We start from the raw sequence: 24,541 nt of genomic DNA, 5'->3' as shown, positions 1-24,541 counted from the left end.
ATGAGTCAATGGGTAACTGTTTGTAAACTTGATGATATTTTACCCCAAACTGGAGTATGTGCACTTGTTGGGGGGGAACATGTAGCAGTTTTTCGTCCTTATGATACTGCTGAACTTTATGCAATTAGTAATATTGATCCCTTTGCACAAGCAAGTGTTTTGTCTCAAGGTATTATTGGGCAGCATGAAAATGAGCTGTATGTCGCAAGTCCATTAAAAAAACAACGCTTTCGCTTAAAAGATGGTTATTGTTTGGATGATGTCCAATATTCTATTGCAAATTATGAAGTAAAAGTAAATGAAGATGGTTTTGTTGAAGTAAAATCATTACATTAAAGCAATTTTTAAGGTTTAAATAGTTATGTATACCGATACAATTAATAAATGTGCTGCTAATGCAGCACGCATTGTTCGTTTAGCCAAAATTAACCCTATAGGTTTTTGGTTAAGTTCTGCTATGGCTGGGGCTTATGTTGGGCTTGGTATTATTTTAATTTTTACGTTAGGTAATTTGTTTGAGCCGTCGTTAAGACCTTTGGTGATGGGGGCTACATTTGGCATTGCGTTAACTTTAGTGGTGATTGCTGGATCTGAACTTTTTACTGGGCACACTATGTTTTTAACCTTTGGGGTAAAGTGTAAAAAAATTACCCATAAGCAGATGTGGTTAGTATTACCACAAACGTGGTTTGCAAATTTATTAGGATCTGTTTTTGTTGCTGTATTATATTGTTATGCGGCAACTCCATTATTATCAGTAGATACTAGCTTAGTGCATGGTGCTGCATTAGCCAAAACCACTGCTCCCGCTGTAGCACTGTTTTTTCGTGGAATTTTGTGCAACTGGCTTGTTTGTTTAGCAATTTGGATGGCAAATCGAGTTGAAGGAACAGCAAAATTTATCGCTATTTGGTGGTGTTTACTCGCTTTTATTGCCTGTGGTTATGAGCATTCTGTTGCCAATATGACATTATTTTCACTTTCATGGTTCGGTAATCATAATGAAGCTTATACTTTAGTTGGTATTGGTCATAACTTATTTTGGGTATCGTTAGGTAATATTGTGTCGGGTGCTGTCTTTATGGGATTAGGATACTGGTATTCTACGCCTAAAACTGAGAGACCCTAATTTGGATGAAATTCAAAAAGGATAAATATTGAGGTTTTATGGATTATTTTCCACTATTTTGTAAGTTAGAAGGTCGAGAATGCCTACTTGTTGGCGGTGGTGAAATTGCCGAGCGAAAAGCTCGGCTACTACTTGAAGCTGGCGCAAGGTTAACAGTTAATGCGTTTGAATTCAATCAGCAATTCTTGTGCTGGCAGGAACAAAAACAATTAGTGTTACAGCAAGGTGAATTCAATGCACAGTTGCTTGACAATAAATGGTTAGTTATTGCGGCAACTGATTGCCATAAAACGAATCAAACTGTTAGTGTTGAAGCAGAAAATCGCTGTATTTTTTGTAATGTTGTTGATTCTCCAAAAGATGCTAGCTTTATTATGCCTTCAATTATTGACCGTTCACCAATAATGGTTGCCGTGTCATCAGCAGGGCATGCACCGGTTTTAGCACGTTTATTGCGAGAAAAACTGGAATCGATCTTACCTCAGCATTTAGGAAAATTAGCTCAGTATGCTGGTTATTTGCGTAATAAAGCGAAACAAACCTATAAAACACTTAACGAGCGCCGCCGTTTTTGGGAAAAACTTTTCACCCATGATAGGCTAGCACAAGCGATTGCTAATAATGATTCAGAGCAAGTTGAAATGTTAACGGATGAATTATTTAATTTATCACTTGATCACCGTGGCGAGGTTGTTTTAGTTGGAGCTGGTCCTGGCGATGCTAGTTTACTGACTTTAAAGGGATTACAGCAAATTCAACAAGCCGATATTATTGTTTATGATCGCTTAGTTTCAGATGAGATTATGAATCTCGCCAGACGTGATGCCCAACGTATCTTTGTTGGTAAACGGGCGGGGTATCACTGTGTTCCTCAAGAACAAATTAATGAAATCTTGTTAGAACAAGCTCAAAAGGGGTTACGTGTTGTTAGGTTAAAAGGTGGTGATCCCTTTATTTTCGGAAGAGGAGGGGAAGAGCTAGAAACTTTATTTAATGCTGGTATCCCATTTTCTGTCGTTCCTGGAATAACCGCAGCTTCAGGGTGTTCAGCTTATAGTGGCATCCCTTTAACACATCGTGATTATGCGCATAGCGTTTGTTTGATAACTGGGCATTTGAAAGATGGAAGCCATCTTGATTGGCAAAGTTTAGCAGCCGAAAAGCAGACGTTGGTTTTTTATATGGGGCTTTCACAAGCGGAAAATATTAGCCAACAATTAATTAAATATGGTATGAAAGCAAATACTCCTGTGGCGATTGTTGAGGATGGAACAAGCACTAAACAAAAAGTAATTACAGGTTTGTTGGGGGATTTAACCACATTAGCTTTACAATCATGTAGCCCAAGTTTAATTATTATTGGACCTGTGGTTGCTTTACGTGAAAAACTAAATTGGTTTTCTAATCATTAATATAAATAGGCAAGTAAATTGCATTTGTGAATAATAACTTGCCTGTTATTTAATAAGTTATTTGTTTAATTTTTTAGATATGCCGATATAAAACATAAAGGTGAGCCTATTTTTGCTCACTGCTAGCTTTTAATCTACAACCCATAAGTCTACCTAGATTAAATCTAGATTGTTGATGCTTAATCAATAAAATTATTCTTTATTTTGTAAATACCATATGGTCATTTCCATTCGCGATTTAAAATTTAATTTTTTAAATATGCTTTTTATATGTACTTTTACTGTACTTTCAACAATATTTAACTCTCTAGCAATTAATTTATTAGAAAGTCCTTGTACTAGTAGGTTAAATATTTCATGTTCTCTAGGGGTCAGTAAGTTTACATCATGAATTTGCTTGGTTGTCGGTTCTTTACCATTGCGCATGTAGTTTAGAATAATGTGAGAAATTGCTTCGTCCATAATGATTTTTCCTTCCGCAATATCTTTTAATGCTTTGAGAAAATCTTCTGGCTCCATGTCTTTTAATAAATAACCATCGGCACCATTTTTTATTGCGGCGATAATATCCTCTTTGGCATCTGATACCGTAAACATTATGATTCGGCTTGAAATATTTTTTTCGCGCAAATAGCGTAGTATTTCTAATCCATTGATATCATGGATATTGATATCGAGTAAGATGATATCTGGATCGAGTTTTTCCGCTAATTTAATCCCTTCTGTTCCTGATCCTGTTTCTCCGATAACTTCAAAATGGTTAATAGTATTAATTAGTTGTTTTACACCATTTCTTAGCATTGGGTGATCATCAATAAGTAGTATTGAGTTTTTTATTTGTTCCATTGATTACTCTTCTATTGTCTTGACGGGAATAGTTTTATTGGCTTTAAATACTACCATGACTTGTGTTCCTTTTTGTGGTTCAGTGTTTATAGTCAAATTGCCATTTAGAATTTCAGCTCTATCTCGCATAATCACTATTCCATAATGGTTGTCCTGTTTTATATTCGGTTGAAAACCAATGCCATTATCGCTTATGCTGATAGTAATGAGCTGGTTATCATCAATAGTTAGGCTGATGATAACTTGTGAAGCTTTGGCATGTTTGTAGACATTATTTAGTGCTTCTCGAATAAATTGTAATAAATGAAAAGCATGTTTGCTTTTTATAATATTGAGCGGTAGTTGATATTCAAGTTGAATGTTAAATTTTAATTTTTGGTTAAATTCTTCTATTAACTCCATTAAACTAGCATAAAAACCAGTTTGATTAAGACGTAAACGAAAAGAGGTGATTAATTCTCTTAATTGAGAATAAGTAATGTTGACTTCTTTACGCATTGTTGCCAATAAATCAATGCTACTTTGTGAGGTCAAATCAGATTGCATTTGCAAACAACTTAAATGTATCTTTAGACAAGATAATGATTGGGCAATTGAATCGTGTAATTCTCTTGCCATTGCCGAGCGTTCTTTCATTAATAAGTACTGTTTTTGTTGCTCTATTTGTTTATCAAGCATTATTGCAGTAGTCATTTGCTCGATAAGCCCTGTAACCAAATTTTCTTGCTCATCGCTAAGTGTTATGTCTGTTGGTTGAATAGCAAATAATATGCCATATTTTTCGCCATTGTCTTGTAGATACCAATAACGTTGAAATCCATTTTGTTGGTAAGACTTTGAGCCTATTAAACAGGCACAACAATTTGGATTTTGGCAATAGGGTAATTTGTGTTCGTTACCGTAACTAATTTGTTGATAATAGTCAGGATAATCTGATTCATAAAAGCGAATTTGAAATTGAGTCAGTGGCACAAGCTCTTCCAATTGACGTAATACGTTCAGAAAACGTTCACATAAGGGCTCTGATGTATGGAGCTGCTTGGTTGCTTGATATTGAAATGAGATGATTTTATTTGTTTGTTGCAACTTAGCTGTTTTTTCAGTAACACGTTCTTCAAGTAATAAATATTGTGATTCGATTTGATCGGACATGTTGTTTAATGCTAATCCTAATAAATCAAACTCATTTTTTATTGAGCGAACCGTAAAACGTTCACTAAAATTATGTTTTGAAATGGCTTCTGCCATGCTAATGAGTTTACGCCAAGGTATAAGAAGATAACGACGTAAATAGTAGAGTTGAGCAAGAAGAAATATCACAATAATTATGATAAATAATTGTTGTAATAAGGATATATAATGAATTTGACTTTCAGTTTTCTGATCAATTTTATGCACTAAATAATTGGCTCGGAAAACAAATTGCTCAATATCAGTTTTTATCTCATCAATTTTTTTTGCTTGTTGAATTTTTACCGTAGTGTGAGTTTCCCATTCATCCTTTAATTGATTGAATTCATCAATTAAATTATAACGTTTAAAAAGTGCTAAATGTTGTTTTGAGGAAGTTATATCGTTAAAAATATTCAATTGATAATCATCTTGTTTATTTAAAGGCACCTTCGATAAAAGTTGATAACTCTTCATGCGAATTAATCCTAATTGATTAATCATATAAGCACTACCTTTGGTGTCATTGGCTTCCTGAATAGATAATGATAATGCAACTAAGGCAATGGCACCTAAAAAAAACATTAGTAATGATAAACGATTAATAATAGAAGCATGATAGCGAGTTTTATTTTTGGTTATTTTAGCACTCAGCATATTATTATAATAAATTGATAGATAAATAATGATTTATCTATATTGTAACGTTAAAACGATATCTTGCTGATCTTTTTTGTAACTTTTTGCATTCTTTTAGTAAAGACTGCTTGCAACAAGGATAAATTTTGCGTAAAATTCACGCCCTATAAGATTAATCAATGCAGGCATATACGTTAAATCAGGAATGGTCTGCTTTTTATTGCGGAGTTAAGTATGTACGCAGTTTTCCAAAGTGGTGGCAAACAACACCGAGTTAGCGAAGGGCAAGTCGTTCGCTTGGAAAAAATTGAAGTCGAAACAGGCTCAGAAGTTGTTTTCGATAAAGTTTTAATGGTAGCAAATGGTGAAGACATCAAAGTTGGTGCTCCGTTTGTTGAAGGTGCAACAATTAAAGCAGAAATTGTTGAGCACGGTCGTGGCGATAAAGTGAAAATTGTTAAATTCCGTCGTCGTAAACACTATCGTAAACAACAAGGTCACCGTCAGTGGTTTACTGATGTGAAGATCACTGCAATCGCTTAATAGGAGTATCGAACAATGGCACATAAGAAGGCTGGTGGTTCATCACGCAATGGTCGTGATTCCCAGAGTAAACGTTTAGGTGTTAAACGTTATGGTTCTCAAGAAGTTCTTGCTGGCAATATTTTAGTTCGTCAACGTGGAACTCAATTTCACCCAGGCACTAATGTAGGTTGTGGTCGTGACCATACCTTATTTGCTTTAATTGATGGGCAAGTAAAATTTGAAGTTAAAGGACCTAAAAATCGTCGCTATGTTAGCGTTATTGCTAATAGCTAATTAAAAACGATTTAATAGTTATGGAAGCCTCACAGTTATTGTGGGGCTTTTTTCATTTCTTGAATGTATATTGTTTATTATGATAAAACAGCAGAATGTTAAATTAGGTTTTACGTTAGCCATGTTAACCGCAATTTTGTGGGGATTAGTACCGATTGCAATGAAATATGCATTGGTAGTTATTGATCCATTAACTTTGGCGTGGTCTCGGTTGGCAATTTCTGCTGTTGGTATTACGTTATGGTTAGCTTATAAAAAACAATTTCCTAATTTATTGATGTTTAAAAAACGTCGACGTTTTATCTTGCTCATGATCGCTGGATTTGGTTTACTCGGTAATTTTGCACTATTTGCAAGTGCAGTTCAGTACCTTTCAGCAACGACCTCCCAAGTTGTTGGTCAAGTGGGAATTGTGATATTTATGATTTCAAGCGCTTTTGTTTTTAAAGAGCGGTTGAGACCAACACAGATAATTGGTATTTCTGTATTGTTAATTGGTCTAGGACTATTTTTTAATAAAAATATTACTGTTCTTTTTGCTAATATGTCTACTTATGGCATTGGTGTCTGGCTGACTTTACTTGCTTCAATTTCATGGGCAGGTTATGCATTAGCCCAAAAAGTGTTATTACGGAAATTAGCTGCAGAGCAGCTACTTTGGTTAATTTATCTTATTTGTACTGTATTTTTATGGCCATTTGCATCGCCAACAAAAATAGCTAATGCCGATATAACTCAATTAGTTGCTATTATCTTTTGTGGTTTAAATACCATTATTGCTTATGGCGCATTAGTGATGGCAATGGAGCGTTGGCAAGCAGCACAAGTTAGTGCTATTACAACACTAACCCCATTGTTTGCATTAATTTTTTCAGATATGTTCGCTGTAATTTGGCCAGAAAAATTTGCTATGCAGTATTTAAATATTTTAGGTTATATTGGCGCAGTGTCAGTAGTTGCTGGTGCGATGTTTGCAACAATTGGGCATTATTTATGGCATCCAAGAAAAGGCTGGCTGATTAACCAGAAGAAAGAGGAAAAATAATGAAATTTGTAGATGAAGCTTCAATCCGAGTCGAGGCCGGTGATGGAGGTAATGGCTGTGTTGGTTTTCGTCGTGAAAAGTATATTCCAAAAGGCGGTCCTGATGGCGGTGATGGTGGTGATGGTGGCGATGTATTTTTTATTGCTGATGAGAATCTCAATACGTTGGTTGATTTTCAGTTTGAAAAGAACTATCGGGCTGAACGAGGTCAAAATGGACAAGGTTCTGATTGTACCGGTAAACGAGGAAAAGATATCACTGTTAAAGTGCCTGTAGGGACACGAATTACCGACAAATATACTGGTGAAGTTATTGGTGATTTAATTCATCACCAGCAAAAAGTATTGGTTGCTAAAGGTGGTTTTCATGGGCTTGGAAATGCTCGTTTTAAATCTTCAGTAAATCGCGCTCCAAGGCAAAAAACAGATGGTACACCGGGTGAAAAACGTGATGTTTTGTTAGAGTTATTATTGCTTGCTGATGTGGGTATGTTAGGGTTACCAAATGCCGGTAAGTCAACATTTATTCGCGCTGTTTCAGCGGCGAAGCCGAAAGTGGCGGACTATCCTTTTACAACATTAGTACCAAGTTTAGGCGTTGTCAGAATGGATAACGAACAAAGTTTTGTTGTTGCTGATATTCCTGGTTTGATTGAGGGGGCTTCAGAAGGTGCAGGGCTTGGTATTCGTTTTTTAAAGCATCTTGAGCGTTGTCGTGTTTTGGTCCATTTAATTGATATAGCCCCTTTTGATGGATCTGATCCTATTGAGAATGCAAAAGTAATTATCCAAGAGCTGCATCAGTATAGTGAAAAACTAGCAAATAAACCGCGTTGGTTAGTGTTTAACAAAGTGGATGTATTAGGTGAAGAAGAAAGTTTAAAGCGTGCTGCTGAAATTGCTAATGCATTAAATTGGGATGATAAATATTATACTATTTCTGCAATTAATCATGAGGGTGTTAAGACTTTGTGTTGGGATTTAATGAAATATATTAATGCTCATCCTCGCGAAATGGAACAGGAAGAGTCATCTTCTGAAAAAGTTGAGTTTATGTGGGATGATTATCATCAACAAGTGATAGATGAGACTTTTGACAGTGATTTTGATGACTGGGATGAGAGCAAAGAAGAAGGTGTTGAATTTATTTATCAAAAATAAAACTTTCATTGCATTTTAGTATTAATTTTTTCAATTACTAAATGTAGTTTCCTAAAAAGCAGGGCAAAGTCCTGCTCATTTCTATTATTTTTCAATTAAAGTATTTTTTATTTTGATGATATCTTTTAATGTTTTCTTTTATTTACTTAATTTAATGATATAAAAATGCTTGCTTTTATTAATGATAATGATTATCATTATTTTGCTATTTGATGGAAGATCGAAAGACTTCTCAAAAAGCATGACATTGCTCACATTGCTTCCAATGTTTGCCAGTTTAGGGATGCTAAGCTGGCTTTTTTATTTTTAAAGATATAAGGCATTTTTTCTAATGACAAGTTGATCGTCAATAACCATTTTCCAAACGCCATCTTCAAAATACGGCACTTTTGAAACCACAAAAACAGTATTCAGACCTGAAACACTAACTTTGAAATCGTTGCCAATAAATTCAAATATAGGAGCTTGGATTGTTTTTGAGACAGTATCTTTTTTGTATTTATAGTTAATTTTAGCATCAGATGTTATGGTGATAGCCATATATTCACCTTGCCATGTTCCAATATAACTTTTCTTTTCAGAAGGAATCGCTTTTAACCCATCACATGCAGTAATTAATGTTGCAACAATAGCCAATAAATAAAACTGTTTAATTTGTGAGATTATAAAATGCATTTGATAACTCCTTTAAATTTTGTTAAGGAAAAACTCACTGGGTAATATCAAATAAGATTAATAATGCTGCACTGCCGCCAAACTCTTTCGGTGCTTGATGAAAACAAATAATATCTGGATGTTGAGCTAACCACATAGGTATTTGTTTTTTTAAAATATTTTTACCATGCCCATACATGATGCAAGCACAATATGCTCTTTCCCTCAAACAAGCAGTGATTAGTGCTGCAATTTCTTTTTTGGCTTCTTGCTGAGTTAATCCATGTAAATCTAAAAAAAATTCTGGTTCGTAAAAACCACGACGCAACTTTTTGATTTCATAGGGATCAGCATCATTTCTACTATAACGAATGGGATCTTCATGTAATAAAGGCTGATAATCATCAGAAAAATAAAATTCAGTATTAATTTCTTCAGTCTGCTGTTTTTGTTTATCGATAGCTTTTTGAGCAGATTTTTTGGGTTTAAAGATAACAGTATCTTGTTTTAATTTTTTAGTATCTCCAATACTATTTTTAAACAATTTTATGTCATCATAGCTTAATTTAAATTTATCAGACATTAATTATCACTCAGGGTAAACCTTTTCTTTATATTCACATAAATCTTCAATTACACACGCACCGCATCGAGGTTTTCTAGCAACACATGTGTAACGCCCATGTAAAATTAACCAATGGTGGCAATTTATTTTATATGCTTTTGGCACGACCTTAAGTAATTTTTCTTCAACAGCTTCAACTGTTTTACCTGGAGCAAAACCAGTTCGATTGCTGACTCTGAATATATGAGTATCAACAGCAATGGTAGGCCAACCAAAAGCAGTGTTTAATACTACATTAGCGGTTTTTCGTCCAACGCCAGGAAGTTCAATAAGTGCATCGAAATTTTCTGGTACTTCTCCTTGGTATTTGTCGACTAAAATTTGACACGTTTTAATAATATTTTCTGCTTTGCTATTATAAAGACCAATTGTGCGTATATAGCTTTTTAACTTATCTACACCAAGCATCAAAATTTTTTCAGCAGTATTGGCAATAGCAAAAAGTGGTTTAGTTGCTTTATTTACGCTAACATCAGTCGCTTGCGCAGAAAGTACCACGGCAATAAGTAATTCAAATGGTGTTTGGTAAATAAGTTCTGTAGTTGGATCTTTAATATGATCTTTTAGTCTTTCTAAAATTTGAATTCGAGTTGTTTGTTTCACAAAGAATGATAATTAAAATAGGCATGCTTTGTATTATATACTTTATTTGTATGATTTACATTTGTTTAATTTAAAACTTATATTTTTCCTTATTTTAAAATTTGTTAATCAATTTAGCCATAATTTTTTTAAATATTCTTGTTTTATAATTGAAAGGCTATTTTAATTTCCTGCTTGTATATATTCATAGATCATCGTCTTTTTAGCATGTTGATTTTATGATAAGCTAGTTTACTATTTTATTTCTATAAACAGGGTTTTTTACAGATATGTCCTTACCAATGATTATCACCTTTTCTGTATATATTTTAGGCATGATTGCAATCGGTTTCTTTGCATTTCGATCAACACAAAATTTTGGTGATTATATTTTAGGTGGGCGTCGTATCGGTAGTGTTGTAACAGCACTTTCAGCTGGCGCATCAGATATGAGTGGTTGGCTATTAATGGGATTACCTGGTGCTGTTTTTTTGTTTGGTATCTCACAAAGTTGGATTGCAATAGGATTGATTATTGGCGCTTATTTAAATTGGTTACTCATTGCTGGGCGGTTACGCGTTTTTACTGAAATCAATCATAATTCATTAACTTTACCCGATTATTTTGCTCGTCGATTTGATGATAAAAGCTCACTTTTACGCATTATTTCAGCTGTCATTATTCTAATATTTTTTACTATTTATTGTGCTTCTGGTGTAGTTGCGGGCGCAAAGTTGTTTGAGAGTACATTTGGTATGAGCTATGGCTGGGCGATGTTAGCGGGTGCAGGTGCAACAATTGCCTATACGTTTATCGGTGGTTTTTTAGCAGTAAGCTGGACTGATACTATTCAAGCCAGTTTAATGATGTTTGCTCTCATTTTAACGCCAATTATGGTTATGGTGAATTCTGGTGGGCTTTCTGATGCATTGACATATATTGAATCGCTCAATTCAGATTATACTAATTTATTAGCTCATATGGATTTTATTGCCATTATTTCATTATTAGGTTGGGGGCTTGGATATTTTGGGCAACCTCATATTTTAGCCAGATTTATGGCTGCTGATTCACACGAAGTAATGAAAAATGCTCGACGGATTAGTATGACATGGATGATTTTGTGTTTAGTTGGAGCAATCACGGTTGGTTTTTTTGGTATAGCCTTTTTTGCTAATCATCCTGATTTAGCTTACTTGATTAACGATGGAAAGCATGAACGTATTTTTATTGAATTATCGAAATTACTTTTTAATCCTTGGATTGCCGGTGTTTTGTTGGCCGCCATTTTAGCGGCTGTCATGAGCACATTAAGTTGTCAGTTATTAGTTTGCTCAAGTGCTCTAACGGAAGATTTTTATCGTGCGTTTCTTAGACCAAAAGCAAAACAGAAGGAACTAGTTTGGGTTGGTCGTATAATGGTGCTACTAGTTTCAGTTATTGCTATTTTATTAGCTATTAACCCAAATAATAGTGTGCTTGATTTAGTGAGCCATGCTTGGGCTGGATTTGGGGCTGCGTTTGGTCCTATAATCGTATTTTCTGTTTTTTGGTCGCGTATGACACGTAATGGAGCACTAGCTGGAATGATAACGGGTACAGTAACTGTGTTGCTATGGATTAATTTTAATTGGTTTAATCTTTATTCTCTTATCCCTGGATTTTTATTTGCTTCTATAGCTATTATTATTTTTAGTCTTTTTGATAAAAAGCCAAACGAAATAGTAGCAGATCATTTTAAACAAGCGTATAAACGCTATCACAACAAAATAAATTAGAATAAATTTTATTTAAACTAGAATATAAATGTAATAAATTTAATAGGTAAAATATCATGACAAAAAATGTGATCAAACAACTACAAGAACGTGGGCTGATTGCTCAGCTTACTGATGAAAAAGCACTAATAGAACAAATTGAACAGAATCCTATTGCGCTTTATTGTGGTTTTGATCCTACTGCCGATAGTTTGCATCTTGGTCATTTAGTGCCATTACTTTGCTTAAAACGTTTTCAGTTAGCTGGTCATAAACCTGTTGCGCTTGTAGGGGGGGCAACAGGATTAATTGGTGATCCAAGTTTTAAAGCTGTTGAACGAAAACTTAATACTGAGGAAACAGTTATTGAGTGGAGTGAAAAGATTAAACAACAAGTATCACCATTTTTAGATTTTAATTGTGGTGAAAATTCAGCGATTGTGGCTAATAACTATGATTGGTTTAGCGGTATGAATGTGCTGACCTTTTTACGTGATGTCGGCAAGTATTTTTCAGTTAATTCGATGATCAATAAAGAGTCAGTGAAACAGCGTATTGATCGTGATGAGGTGGGTATTTCATTTACTGAATTTTCTTATAGCTTATTACAGTCTTATGATTTTGCCTGTTTAAATAAATCGCATGATGTTGTGTTACAAATTGGTGGTTCTGATCAGTGGGGGAATATTACCGCAGGTATTGATTTAACTCGTCGCTTACATCAAAAACAAGTTTATGGTTTGACTGTGCCGTTAATCACTAAATCAGATGGTACTAAATTTGGTAAAACAGAAAGTGGTGCAGTATGGCTTGATCCTAAAAAGACAAGTCCTTATAAATTCTATCAATTCTGGATAAATACTGCTGATGCTGATGTTTATCGATTCTTAAAATTTTTCACATTTATGCCTCTAAGTGAAATTGATGCATTGGAAGAAGAAGATAAAAATAGTGGTGTTGCACCACGAGCTCAATATGTACTAGCGGAACAAGTTACTCGCCTAGTTCATGGTGAAGAAGGGCTTGTTGCGGCAAAACGTATTACAGAAAGTCTATTCTCTGGCAAATTAACTGACTTATCTGAAGCTGATTTTGAGCAGTTAGCTCAAGATGGCATGCCAACATTAGTTGTTGAAAGTAATGTTGATTTACAACAAGCTATTGTTAATGCACAGTTTGCTCCGTCAAGAGGTCAGGCTAGAACGATGATCGAATCCAATGCTATTTCAATTAATGGTGAACGTAACACAACAACAGATTACCGTTTTTTAGATAGTGATAAGCTTTTTAATCGTTATACTTTGCTTCGTCGTGGTAAAAAATATTACTGCTTGTTAATTTGGAGTTAATCTAATGAAAAATATTTTATCGATTCAGTCTCATGTTGTATTTGGTCATGCAGGAAATAGTGCGGCAGTATTTCCTATGCGTCGTTTAGGTGTTAATGTTTGGCCTTTAAACACCGTACAATTTTCTAACCATACTCAATATCGCCAATGGACTGGAACGGTAATGTCAGCATCTCATTTAACAGAGATCGCAGATGGAATTAATCAAATTGATGAACTAAAACGTTGTGATGCGGTGTTAAGTGGCTATATGGGATCACCAGAGCAAGGCAATGCTATTATCGAGATTGTTAAAAAGGTAAAAGCTGTTAATCCAGATGCGATTTATTTTTGTGATCCTGTAATGGGGCATCCTGAAAAAGGTTGTTTTGTTGCGCCTGGTGTAGCAGAGTTTTTATGTAATACCGCTTTGCCAATGGCCGATATGATGGCACCGAATATTTTAGAACTTGAAGAACTAAATAGTAAACAACGTATCAATAATGTTGAAGAAGCAATATTAGCTTGTAGGGAATTATGTAAAAAAGGTCCAAAAGTAATTTTAGTTAAACATTTAAGCCGTGCAGGATATAAAAATGATCGTTTTGAAATGTTGCTTGTAACTAAAGACGAAGCTTGGCATATTGACCGACCATTAGTTGATTTTGGCGTAAGGCAGCCAGTTGGCGTTGGTGATATGACCAGTGGACTATTTTTAGCTAATATTTTACTAGGAAAAACATTGATTGAAGCTTTGGAACATACTACTTCTGCGGTATATGCGGTGATGCTTGAAACCTTAAAACAAAATGAATATGAATTACAATTAGTAGCAGCTCAAAATGAAATTGAGAAACCAACACAATGGTTTAATGCAAAAAAAATTGATTAATTTTATAAATATGTAAAAATGGTAATAGTGTAAATAGTTAGAATTAAAAAATGAGGGGATATGGAAGACGATATTTCGTTGGGTAGGATGCTTTCCACTTTAAGGGAGAATTTGGGATTAACCCAAGAAGATATTGCTTGTAAAATTCATGTAAGAAAAGCTGTGGTGGTAGATATTGAAAATGACCAGTTAGTTCATGCCCCTCTTGTTTTTATCAAAGGTTATATTCGATCTTATGCGGAAATTGTCGGATTATCTGTTGAAGAATATCAGCATCATCTTGATAGTTTAGCCAAGCAATATGTATCTAATTCAATTAAAAACCATGCAATAAAGTATAAAAAAAGTAAACGTGGTAAAATTAGTTTATTTGTTTTTCTTTGTGTGCTCGGTGTGATCTTGTATTATGTTACCAAAGAAAGTAAAAGTAATTATGTTGAAGTTAGCCACTATATATCCCCATCATTATTATCTAAACATGTTAACAGTTAGCAAATTTTCTTACTCTCATACAGACATTTGCATTAAATCTTGTTAAGATTGCTGGTCAGTTATTTTGTGAAATGATTAGGTGTGTGTTATGAATCATCAGGATTCACCAATTATTCGACGAGAATCTACCCGAATTTATGTCGGTAAGGTGCCTATTGGTGGTGGTGCTCCTATTTCAGTTCAATCAATGACAAATACGCGAACAGTGGACGTAGAAAAAACGGTTGCTCAAATTCATGCGCTTGAACGTGTGGGTGTGGATATAATTCGTGTTTCTGTTCCAACGATGGATGCTGCAGAAGCTTTTAAATATATTAAACAGCAAGCAAAAGTCCCGCTTATCGCTGATATTCATTTTGATTATCGCATTGCTTTAAAGGTTGCCGAATATAGCGTTGATTGTTTGAGAATCAACCCTGGTAATATTGGAAATGAGTCAAGAATTCGTGCTGTGGTTGATTGTGCTAAAGATAAAAATATTCCAATACGCATTGGTGTGAATTCTGGTTCACTTGAAAGAGATATTCAAGAAAAATATGGTGAGCCTACACCACAAGCGATTGTTGAATCGGCGATGCGTCATGTTGATATACTTGACCGACTTAATTTTGATCAGTTTAAAGTCAGTGTAAAAGCATCTGATGTGTTTACTGCCGTTGATGCTTATCGATTATTAGCTAAGCAAATAAAGCAACCATTACATCTAGGTATAACTGAAGCAGGCGGTATTCGGAACGGTGCTATTAAGTCGGCCATTGGATTGGGATTGTTGCTATCAGAAGGCATTGGCGATACACTTCGAGTTTCCTTAGCTGCCGATCCTATAGAAGAGGTAAAAGTTGGATTTGATATTTTAAAATCGCTGCGTATACGGTCTCGTGGTATTAATTTTATTGCATGCCCAACGTGTTCTCGCCAAGAGTTTGATGTGATTAATACAGTCAATATATTAGAACAGCGATTAGAAGATATAGTTATACCAATGGATGTATCAATTATTGGTTGTGTGGTTAACGGTCCAGGGGAGGCATTAGCTTCAACTATGGGGGTAGCTGGAGGTCACAATAAAAGTGGTTTTTATGAAGATGGTGTACGTATTGGTCGTATTGATAATGAACAAATGATTGATGAGTTAGAAGCTAAAATTCGAGCCAAGGCATTGATAATTAAAAATAGAATTGCAGCAACTGAATTATAATTTTATTAAATAGCGAACAAATAAATGACAGAGAAAAAAATCCAATCTATAAGGGGAATGAATGATTTACTCCCTACAAATAGCGCAAGTTGGCAACAGATTGAAAAAATTGTCAAAGGTGTGCTTAATAGCTATGGCTATAATGAAATCAGAACCCCAATTGTTGAAGACACTGCGTTATTTAAACGAGCTGTTGGCGAAGTCACCGATATTGTTGAAAAAGAGATGTATACTTTCAATGACCGTAATGATGAAAGCATCACTTTACGCCCTGAAATCACTGCTGGTTGCGTTCGTGCGGGTATTGAACATGGCCTTTTTTATAATCAAGAACAACGTCTTTGGTATTTAGGTCCTGCTTTTCGTTACGAAAAGCCGCAAAAAGGACGTTACCGTCAATTCCATCAATTTGGTGTCGAAATATTTGGGCTTGAAGGACCAAATATTGATGCTGAACTTATTTTATTAACAGCTCGTTTTTGGAAAGCGCTTGGTATTGAAGCGCATACTTCTCTTGAAATCAATTCAATTGGTTCGCTTGAAGCTAGAGCAAATTATCGAAATGCTTTAGTTACCTTTCTTGAACAACATAAAAATAAATTAGATGAAGATTGTTTACGTAGAATGTATACTAATCCATTACGTGTTCTTGATTCTAAAAATTCTACTGTTCAAGAGCTGTTAAACCAAGCTCCTAAATTGTTTGACTATTTAGATGAAGAATCTAAATTTCATTTTGAAGGCTTATGTCGTTTATTGGATAATGCAGGAATTAAATATAAAATTAATCAACGATTAGTTCGAGGATTAGATTATTATAATCGTACGGTTTTTGAGTGGGTAACAAGCAGTTTAGGTGCTCAAGGAACAGTTTGCGGTGGTGGTCGTTATGATGGTCTGGTTAGTCAGCTTGGTGGGCAGGCAACACCTGCAGTTGGTTTTGCTATGGGTGTTGAACGTTTGGTATTGTTAGTACAAGCAGTCAATCCAGCGTTCAATTGTGATAATTCAATTGATATTTACATGATTTCATCGGGTGATGAAAAAACCATATCTGTGACGCAATGTATTGCAGAACAACTACGAGATGGTTTACCTGATAAGCGAATTGTAACAAATTATGGCACGAGTAACTTCAAGAAACAATTTGCTAAAGCAGATAAATTAGGTGCAAAAATAGCTGTTATTATTGGTGAAAACGAAATTATTAATCAATCAGTAACAATAAAAAATTTGCAAATTGGCGAACAAATAGAAGTTTCACAAAAAGAGATTGTTAAAGCTTGTTTAGCAATGATAAAGAGCTAATGGAAGTAGGAGAGAAAAGTGAATCAATATTTATCGAGTAAAGAACAATTTTGGACATTAAATCAGTTTTTTGCTAAAACATGGAAAATAATTGTTGCGATTATAGTAATAGGTTTGATGGTCTTTTATGGTTGGAATTACTGGCAAACAAACCAAGTTGAGAAATCTAGAAAATTATCAGAATATTATGAACAATTAATTGCTAAGTTGGATAAAGAAAAACCTGATTCTGTGAATGAATTAGTTAACTTTGCTAAAAGCAATAACACTATTTATAGTGTATTTTCTGATTTGTATGCAGCAAAATTCTATGTTGAGGTACTAAATGATTATGCCGGAGCACAGATCCTATTAACAGATGCTTTAACAAAAACTGATGTTGAGTCTATTCAAGCAATTATTAATATTCGAATTGCCCGCTTGCAGTATCAGCAAGAGAAATATGAAGAAAGCTTAACCACATTAAATCATGTAACAGATGAAGCTTGGGGACCTGTTGTCAATGAAGTTCGTGGTGATGTTTATGTCAAAATGGCTCGTTATGCTGATGCTGTTGACGCTTATAATGTTGCTCTAAATTCACCAATAATGATAGGATTGGAAGCAAATATCAAAATGAAGCTGAATCAGGCAGAATATTTAAAAGCAAAACAGTTTGACGAACAAGGCGTAAACGATACAGCAGTTAAAGAAAAAGCAGAACAAGAGGTTCGGTTAAAGAATTCAGAGACAGAAGACAAAACAAATTAATTTATCCTGCTATAAGGGTCTATACAATGAAGTTATCAAAATATCTTTTTACTGGTGTTTTCATGTTTTCACTCGCTGGGTGCTCTTTATTCGGTGGAGAAGAAGAAGTGGTTCAGATTTCACCTTCACCAACAGTAAACAACCAATTTTATATTCAACAATTATGGCGTAATAGTACTTTAGGTAATACCCATATTTATTCGTTATTAGGACCTATTAATTATAATAATATTATTTATGTAGCTAGCCGTAGTGGGCAAGTTAAGGCTATTGATTCAACTACTGGCAATACTATATGGGATGTTGATATATCTGAAAGTACACTTTTTAGTAGTAAAACTGCATTATTATCTGGCGGTGTAAATGCGGATGATAAATATGTCTATGTGGGTAGTGAACGTGCCAGAGTTTATGCATTAGATCGTAGCAATGGTAAAGTTGTTTGGGAAAAAAACGTAAAGGGTGAAGTGCTTGCACGGCCCGTATCTTCTGAAAATAAATTGATTGTTTATACAGCAAATGGGACTGTGCAGGGTTTAAATCGCGATACTGGTGAAGAAATATGGGATATAAATCTTGAAGTGCCTGCTTTATCATTAAGAGGAAATTCAACGCCGACAATCGCACATGGTGCAGCAATTTTTGGTGATGATAATGGGCGAGTAAATGCTAACTTTATTAAGAATGGTCAATTGATTTGGCAGCAACGTATTTCTCAACCATCAGGTTCAACAGAAATTGCAAAAATAAATGATGTTGATGCTACCCCTGTAGTTGAAGGTAATTTGGTTTATTGTGTTGGTTATAATGGCTATGTTGTTGCTTTGGACTTAAGTAATGGACACATAGTATGGCGTAAACAATTAGGATCTACACATACGTTAGCGATAGATTCCCAAAGATTATTTTTAGTAGATCAAGATGATAACGTCCAAGCACTTTCGAAAAAAGATGGCACCATACTATGGACGCAATCGGGATTTTTACATCGCCAATTAACTGATCCTGTTATTTATGATAATTATATAGTTGTTGGTGATTTTCAGGGGTATCTTTACTTATTAAATATCGAAAATGGTGAGTTAGCTGCTAAAACACACGTAAGTAGTAGTGGATTATTATCAACACCATTAGTTGTGGACAATAAAATAATTGTTCAAGTCAAAAATGGCGATATTTATACTTTCATAAAGAATTAAATTAATTAGAGAATAAGCATGGTACCTGTTGTAGCATTAGTTGGTCGTCCAAATGTTGGTAAATCAACTTTATTTAATCGGTTAACAAGAACACGCGATGCGTTAGTTGCAGATTTTCCTGGATTAACGAGGGATCGTAAATATGGAAGAGCTGAAATAAAGGGCCATGAATATATTGTAATTGATACTGGCGGTATTGATGGAAGGGAAGATGGGATTGAAAGCTTTATGGCAGAACAATCCTTACAAGCTATTGAGGAAGCTGATATTGTCCTTTTTTTAGTCGATTCCAGAGCTGGTGCAATGCCTGCTGATCAAGCTATTGCTAAACATTTACGTTGCCGCCAAAAAGCTACTTTTTTAGTGGCTAATAAAATTGATGGAATTGATGCAGATACGGCAATTTCTGATTTCTACGGTTTAGGTTTAGGTGAAATTCATCCCATAGCTGCAAGTCATGGTCGAGGTGTCAGTTCGTTAATTGAAACTGTATTAGATCCTATTTTCCAATTTGGTAATCATGAAGAAAATAGTAATTTTGATAATAATCAACAAGTAAATGATTTAACTGAATTATGTGATGATTTTGTTGATGAAACAGAATCATTAATCAATCAACCTATCAAAGTTGCTATTGTTGGTCGTCCAAATGTTGGTAAGTCAACACTAACTAATCGAATTTTAGGTGAAGATCGAGTCGTTGTATATGATATGCCAGGGACTACTCGAGACAGTATCTATATACCAATGAATCGAGATGATCGCGAGTATATCTTGATTGATACAGCTGGTGTACGTAAACGTGGTAAAGTTACTGAAGCAGTTGAAAAATTTTCAGTTATTAAAACATTACAAGCAATTGAAGATGCTAATGTAGTTATTTTAGTTATTGATGCCAGAGAGGGTATATCCGATCAAGACTTATCATTGCTTGGTTTTATTATTAATAGTGGGCGCTCACTTGTAATAGCCGTTAACAAATGGGATGGTTTATCACAAGATATCAAAGAGCAAGTTAAAACGACATTAGATGATAGATTAGATTTTATTGATTTTGCCCGTGTGCATTTTATTTCTGCATTACATGGAAGTGGGGTGGGTAATTTATTTGATTCAATTCAAGAGGCTTATGATTGTGCCACTCGTCGAGTGAATACCGCACTGTTAACTAAAATTATGCAAATGGCACAAGAAGATCACCAACCTCCTTTGGTTCGTGGTCGGCGAGTAAAACTAAAATATGCACATGCTGGTGGCTATAATCCACCAATTGTAGTTATTCATGGTAATCAGGTGGAAGATTTACCCGATTCATATAAACGTTATTTAATGAATTATTTTAGACGTTCATTAAAAATCATGGGATCACCAATTCGAATTCAGTTTAAAGAAGGGTCTAACCCATTTGAAGGTAGAAAAAATACTTTAACTGCATCGCAGCAACGTAAACGTCGTCGATTAATGAAGCATGTAAGAGGGCGAAATTAATTTATGTCAGGAAAATTAATGAATGATTCTGGGAAAGAAGGCCTTTGTCCAAAATGTCATCATAAAATGAGTGTTGTTTCGCCACAGAATTTTAATTGTCCTTATTGCAAGCAACATTATCTTGAACAGTATATTTGTCCGACTTGTTTGCAAAAAGCTCAAATGATCAAAGGCTGTGGAGCGGTTAATTATATTTGTCCAACTGATGGTTTAATATCCAGCAGTAATGTGATATTTCATTATTTACCAGAATAGAAGCTTTATTTATATTAAAGCCATAAGAGGTTATTTTATGCGAATTATTTTATTAGGAGCACCAGGAGCAGGAAAGGGAACACAAGCACAATTTATTATGCAAAAATATGGTATTCCTCAAATTTCAACTGGTGATATGCTGCGAGCAGCAGTAAAAGTAGGTAGTCCACTTGGTTTACAAGCTAAGGAGTTAATGGATGCCGGTAAACTAGTTACCGATGAACTCGTTATTGCGTTAGTTAAAGAACGTATTACACAAAGCGATTGCGCTAATGGCTTTTTGCTAGATGGGTTTCCTCGCACGGTTCCACAAGCTGATGCAATGAAAACAGCTGGCATAAATGTTGACTATGTGCTTGAATTTGATGTACCAGACGCAGTGATTATTGATCGCATGAGTGGGCGCCGAATTCATGCTCCTTCAGGTCGTGTCTATCACATTCGCCATAATCCACCAAAGGTTGAAAATGTTGATGATGTGACAGGTGAACCACTTACTATTCGCAAAGATGATAACGAAGAAATAGTTCGTAAACGTCTTGTTGAATATCACGATCTAACTAAACCACTTATTAGTTATTATCAGCATGAAGCCAAAGAAAAGCATACAAAATATTTCCGTATTGATGGGACCATGCCTGTGGCTGACGTAACAAAAGAATTAGTTAAAATTTTAGGATAGTTTATTTTATTAAAAGAGCAAGGTCGTATTAGGTGCCTTGCTCTTTTTTATTTTAAATAGATTATTGTGTGACGATTTTAACTATCTGATGTACATTGAAAATAATATGATCAATATTAATGGGTAAATGTATTATTTTTTGTTGCACCAAATTTTTACTTCCTTTATCGTTAAGTTACAGCTAAGTGGTTGAGATTAGATGGCTATCTAATAAACAAGCATACCTAATATTGAGTAAACCATTATCTATCTGTTTTACGACTAGATAGATATTAAAAGAATAAGCACCCCTTATATATTCTTTGCTAGTTTCAAATTAAAAAAGAACGGCATAGTATTATGTGCGATTAAAAGCGTGGGAAGTAGTTTGGTAGGTAAGTATGGAAATAGGATGAGTTGTTTGCACTGAATGTATAGTCTGTATGAATAACAATATTTTCTGGGTTCATTTTAGAGCCTTAAATGCCAAAATAAAGCTCTATTTTTCAAGAAAATTTTAACAAAATAAATTTTTATAAGACCATTCTTACAATATCAATCTCTCCTAATTCTTTATAGAGATTTTCAACTTGACCAATATGCGTTGCATTAATCGTAATTGATACAGAATGATAGTTGCCTTTGCTACTTGGTTTTACTGAAGGTGTATAATCACCAGGAGCATGACGTTGAATAACGGTGACCACTTTATCAACCAATTCTGGTTTTGCCTCTCCCATTACCTTATAAGTAAAAGAACAAGGAAAATCTAATAATTCATTTAATTTTGTCTTCTGTTGCATAATATTAATTTTCTCGTTTAATCGATATATTATATTGCTATGATTGAATAGTTGATATATAGGCTCTTTGTTATTATTCAAGAGTAATTATGTATAAACTTTACTTCTTAAAGTAGATAATTTGAGCTATGAGGAGTAAAATTTATCAGAGTGGGATAAACACTATACTATTATTTTAAAAAGGGCAATATATCATGTTAGAACAGTCCAATAAAAAAGAACCTTTTGGTACATTGCTTGGTTATGCGCCAGGAGGTGTTGCAATTTATTCCTCTGATTATGAAAAATTAGATTCCATACAATATCCTGATGATGCTGCTTTTCGCAGTTATTCTGGTCATGAATATATGGGGTATAAATGGCAATGTGTTGAATTTGCACGACGATTTTTATTCTTAAATTATGGTATTGTTTTTACTGATGTTGGTATGGCTCATGAGATTTTTTCACTTCGCTTTTTAAGGCAAGTGCTAAATGAAGCCATTTTGCCTTTACAGGCATTTGCAAATGGAAGCAAAAAAAAGCCGGAAGCAGGTGCTTTACTTATATGGGATGATGGCGGTGTTTTTGATCGGACTGGGCATGTTGCTATTATCACAGATGTATTTGAGGATAAAATTCGAATTGCCGAACAGAATGTTATACATACTCGTTTACCTATAGGCCAGTATTGGACGCGAGAACTAGTAATGATAGCCACAGATACTGGCTATGAGTTGCAAGATACATTTGATGATACTATCATTCTTGGTTGGATGATCCAAACCGAAAATACTGAATATAGTTTACCTCAACCCAATGTTTCTAAATCATTATTTGCTATTCATAGAGCTCATATTGAAAATCAAGGTCAATTTGATAGTGATTGGCTTGATGCAAAAGATTCATTAGAAAATGCTTATATACAAGCAGCAGGACATGCGATTAGTCACGATGATCATTATCGTTATTTCACTATTTCAGAAAGTGCTGAACAAGAACTAATTCGTGCAACCAACGAATTACATTTAATGTATCTGCATGCAACAGATAAAGTATTAAAAGATGATAACTTATTGCTTAACTTTAATATTCCTGAAATCTTATGGCCAAGGTTGCGTCTTTCATGGCAACAACGCCGATATCAAATGATATCCGGGAGATTGGATTTTTGTATGGACAAGCGTGGTTTAAAGGTTTATGAATATAATGCTGATTCCGCTTCTTGCCACACTGAGGCTGGTCCCATTTTACAGAAATGGGCGATTCAAGCAGGTCTAACAAAGGGGACAAACCCAAGTAGTGGCTTGTTAAATTCGTTGGCTAACAGTTGGAAGCATAGTGATGCGCAAGCTTTTATTCATATTATGCAGGATAATGATAGTGAAGAGAATTATCATGCTTTATTTATGCAAAAAGCATTAACCCAAGCTGGCTTTAATAGCAAAATTTTACGTGGACTTAATGGACTAAAATGGGATAGACAAGGTCGATTAGTTGATGATGAAGGTAGACAAGTGACCTGCGTTTGGAAAACTTGGGCATGGGAAACTGTATTAGAGCAACTTCGTCAAGAAAGTGAAGCTCAAATAGCTGGATTACCTATTCGAACATGGCATCCTGAAAATTCAGTCAGATTGATTGATGTACTTTTACGACCAGAAGTAACAGTTTTCGAACCGTTATGGACAGTTATTCCAAGTAATAAGGCTATTTTACCGGTATTATGGTCTTTATTTCCTAATCATCGTTATTTATTAGAATCTACATTTGAACTCAATGAAAACTTAATAAAAAAAGGCTATGCGATAAAACCTATTGCTGGACGTCGTGGTAGTGATATTCAATTGGTAAGTAGTAAAGAACAGATTCTTGATAAAACAGTTGGAAGATTTGCAAAACAAGAAAATATCTATCAAGAATTATGGTGTTTGCCAAAAGTTGATGACTGCTATCTTCAGATATGCACATTTACTGTCGGTGGGCATTATGGTGGGTCTTGTTTGCGTTCTGATCATTCTTTGGTCATCAAAGGTGAAAGTGATATGCAGCCATTGCGAGTTCTAACTGATGAAGAGTTTTTAAAAGAATAAATATAGTTGTAGTTATTTTATCAATAATAGCTAAAATCTAATAATAGAAAGGATTATATGGACTAATAGGTTAGTGTGTTTTTTTACAATTCTAAGGACATCATGTGGGTAAAAAATACAATTCTTAGTTTAAACAAGAAGCTATTAATTTATCCTCACTAGTAGACAAAGTTATCGATAAATGGTTGATTAATAATTTAGATATAAATAACAAAAATATTTGTAATTAAATGTGTCAGAAGATAAATAATTAAACG

General features: G+C 34.5%; 25 protein-coding genes. 19 read left to right on the top strand and 6 right to left on the bottom strand.

Annotated features, from left to right (window positions below; translation table 11 throughout):
• Genes nirD through cysG form a run of 3 tightly spaced genes read left to right on the top strand, consistent with a single transcriptional unit; the run spans position 1 to position 2,541 of the window.
• Positions 1-336 (top strand): nitrite reductase small subunit NirD, encoded by a 336-nt coding sequence (nirD, locus tag A9G36_RS05065; protein WP_034948597.1) that lies wholly within the window; start codon positions 1-3, stop codon positions 334-336.
• Between the two features lie 25 nt (positions 337-361).
• Entirely contained in the window at positions 362-1,129 is a 768-nt protein-coding gene (nirC, locus tag A9G36_RS05060) for a nitrite transporter NirC (protein WP_034948593.1), read from the top strand.
• Positions 1,130-1,167: 38 nt separating this feature from the next.
• Positions 1,168-2,541, top strand: a complete 1,374-nt coding sequence (gene cysG, locus A9G36_RS05055; RefSeq protein WP_065574108.1) for a siroheme synthase CysG — start codon at positions 1,168-1,170, stop codon at positions 2,539-2,541.
• A gap of 192 nt (positions 2,542-2,733) precedes the next feature.
• Here the strand turns inward: cysG and narL are convergent, their stop codons facing one another.
• Positions 2,734-3,387, bottom strand: coding sequence for a two-component system response regulator NarL (gene narL / locus A9G36_RS05050; protein WP_034948586.1), 654 nt, complete (start codon positions 3,385-3,387; stop codon positions 2,734-2,736).
• 3 nt (positions 3,388-3,390) lie between these two features.
• Positions 3,391-5,214, bottom strand: a complete 1,824-nt coding sequence (gene narX / locus A9G36_RS05045) for a nitrate/nitrite two-component system sensor histidine kinase NarX (protein WP_065574107.1) — start codon at positions 5,212-5,214, stop codon at positions 3,391-3,393.
• Positions 5,215-5,430: 216 nt separating this feature from the next.
• Here narX and rplU point away from each other — a divergent pair, with 216 nt between their 5' ends.
• The 4 genes from rplU (at position 5,431) to cgtA (ending at position 8,220) form a co-directional block, all read left to right on the top strand.
• Positions 5,431-5,739 (top strand): 50S ribosomal protein L21, encoded by a 309-nt coding sequence (gene rplU / locus A9G36_RS05040; RefSeq protein WP_034948580.1) that lies wholly within the window; start codon positions 5,431-5,433, stop codon positions 5,737-5,739.
• A gap of 15 nt (positions 5,740-5,754) precedes the next feature.
• Positions 5,755-6,015, top strand: coding sequence for a 50S ribosomal protein L27 (gene rpmA, locus A9G36_RS05035; protein WP_025314437.1), 261 nt, complete (start codon positions 5,755-5,757; stop codon positions 6,013-6,015).
• Between the two features lie 79 nt (positions 6,016-6,094).
• Positions 6,095-7,060 carry a DMT family transporter gene (locus A9G36_RS05030; protein ID WP_065569521.1) on the top strand — a complete coding sequence of 322 codons (966 nt, stop codon included), beginning with the start codon at positions 6,095-6,097 and terminating at the stop codon, positions 7,058-7,060.
• Positions 7,060-8,220 (top strand): Obg family GTPase CgtA, encoded by a 1,161-nt coding sequence (cgtA, locus tag A9G36_RS05025; protein ID WP_065585468.1) that lies wholly within the window; start codon positions 7,060-7,062, stop codon positions 8,218-8,220. Before A9G36_RS05030 ends, cgtA begins: the two co-directional genes overlap by 1 nt.
• 306 nt (positions 8,221-8,526) lie before the next feature.
• Here cgtA and A9G36_RS05020 read toward each other — a convergent pair whose 3' ends face one another.
• Genes A9G36_RS05020 through nth form a run of 3 tightly spaced genes read right to left on the bottom strand, consistent with a single transcriptional unit; the run spans position 8,527 to position 10,102 of the window.
• A complete protein-coding gene (locus A9G36_RS05020) occupies positions 8,527-8,895 on the bottom strand; it encodes a hypothetical protein (protein WP_051825482.1) in 369 nt (122 codons plus the stop codon).
• Positions 8,896-8,929: 34 nt separating this feature from the next.
• Positions 8,930-9,457, bottom strand: coding sequence for an endonuclease SmrB (gene smrB / locus A9G36_RS05015; protein ID WP_034948573.1), 528 nt, complete (start codon positions 9,455-9,457; stop codon positions 8,930-8,932).
• Between the two features lie 6 nt (positions 9,458-9,463).
• Positions 9,464-10,102 carry an endonuclease III gene (nth, locus tag A9G36_RS05010; protein ID WP_034948570.1) on the bottom strand — a complete coding sequence of 213 codons (639 nt, stop codon included), beginning with the start codon at positions 10,100-10,102 and terminating at the stop codon, positions 9,464-9,466.
• 269 nt (positions 10,103-10,371) lie between these two features.
• On the opposite strand from nth, the gene putP reads away from it, so the two are divergent.
• From putP to adk, 11 genes are all read left to right on the top strand, one after another.
• Positions 10,372-11,859, top strand: a complete 1,488-nt coding sequence (gene putP / locus A9G36_RS05005; protein ID WP_176701016.1) for a sodium/proline symporter PutP — start codon at positions 10,372-10,374, stop codon at positions 11,857-11,859.
• 56 nt (positions 11,860-11,915) lie between these two features.
• Entirely contained in the window at positions 11,916-13,187 is a 1,272-nt protein-coding gene (tyrS, locus tag A9G36_RS05000) for a tyrosine--tRNA ligase (RefSeq protein WP_202807487.1), read from the top strand.
• 4 nt (positions 13,188-13,191) lie between these two features.
• Positions 13,192-14,058, top strand: coding sequence for a pyridoxal kinase PdxY (gene pdxY / locus A9G36_RS04995; protein ID WP_034948559.1), 867 nt, complete (start codon positions 13,192-13,194; stop codon positions 14,056-14,058).
• Between the two features lie 60 nt (positions 14,059-14,118).
• Positions 14,119-14,550, top strand: coding sequence for a helix-turn-helix domain-containing protein (locus A9G36_RS04990; RefSeq protein ID WP_034948556.1), 432 nt, complete (start codon positions 14,119-14,121; stop codon positions 14,548-14,550).
• An 88-nt stretch (positions 14,551-14,638) separates the two neighbouring features.
• Positions 14,639-15,748 carry a flavodoxin-dependent (E)-4-hydroxy-3-methylbut-2-enyl-diphosphate synthase gene (gene ispG, locus A9G36_RS04985; protein ID WP_065569520.1) on the top strand — a complete coding sequence of 370 codons (1,110 nt, stop codon included), beginning with the start codon at positions 14,639-14,641 and terminating at the stop codon, positions 15,746-15,748.
• 24 nt (positions 15,749-15,772) lie between these two features.
• Positions 15,773-17,056 carry a histidine--tRNA ligase gene (hisS, locus tag A9G36_RS04980; RefSeq protein WP_065569519.1) on the top strand — a complete coding sequence of 428 codons (1,284 nt, stop codon included), beginning with the start codon at positions 15,773-15,775 and terminating at the stop codon, positions 17,054-17,056.
• Positions 17,057-17,074: 18 nt separating this feature from the next.
• On the top strand, positions 17,075-17,806 hold the full coding sequence (locus tag A9G36_RS04975) for a YfgM family protein (protein ID WP_034948548.1): 732 nt from the start codon (positions 17,075-17,077) through the stop codon (positions 17,804-17,806).
• Positions 17,807-17,832: 26 nt separating this feature from the next.
• A complete protein-coding gene (bamB, locus tag A9G36_RS04970; protein WP_065569518.1) occupies positions 17,833-19,005 on the top strand; it encodes an outer membrane protein assembly factor BamB in 1,173 nt (390 codons plus the stop codon).
• A gap of 18 nt (positions 19,006-19,023) precedes the next feature.
• The gene (gene der, locus A9G36_RS04965) at positions 19,024-20,493 is read left to right on the top strand and encodes a ribosome biogenesis GTPase Der (protein WP_065585467.1); all 1,470 of its coding nucleotides are present in this window, start codon (positions 19,024-19,026) and stop codon (positions 20,491-20,493) included.
• Between the two features lie 3 nt (positions 20,494-20,496).
• Entirely contained in the window at positions 20,497-20,748 is a 252-nt protein-coding gene (locus tag A9G36_RS04960) for a YfgJ family double zinc ribbon protein (RefSeq protein WP_080715946.1), read from the top strand.
• Positions 20,749-20,785: 37 nt separating this feature from the next.
• A complete protein-coding gene (gene adk, locus A9G36_RS04955) occupies positions 20,786-21,430 on the top strand; it encodes an adenylate kinase (protein ID WP_034948540.1) in 645 nt (214 codons plus the stop codon).
• Between the two features lie 512 nt (positions 21,431-21,942).
• Here the strand turns inward: adk and ybeD are convergent.
• Positions 21,943-22,212, bottom strand: a complete 270-nt coding sequence (gene ybeD, locus A9G36_RS04950) for a DUF493 family protein YbeD (protein WP_034948538.1) — start codon at positions 22,210-22,212, stop codon at positions 21,943-21,945.
• 194 nt (positions 22,213-22,406) lie between these two features.
• Here ybeD and gss point away from each other — a divergent pair, with 194 nt between their 5' ends.
• On the top strand, positions 22,407-24,284 hold the full coding sequence (gene gss / locus A9G36_RS04945; RefSeq protein ID WP_065585466.1) for a bifunctional glutathionylspermidine amidase/synthase: 1,878 nt from the start codon (positions 22,407-22,409) through the stop codon (positions 24,282-24,284).
• Positions 24,285-24,541: the final 257 nt, after the last annotated feature.

Origin of the sequence: Gilliamella sp. Choc6-1, assembly GCF_001690385.1 — a bacterium.
Classification (GTDB): Bacteria; Pseudomonadota; Gammaproteobacteria; order Enterobacterales; family Orbaceae; genus Gilliamella; species Gilliamella apicola_A.
Note: the sequence above shows the minus strand (reverse complement) of the source record. Positions and strands in the feature narration are given on the sequence as shown.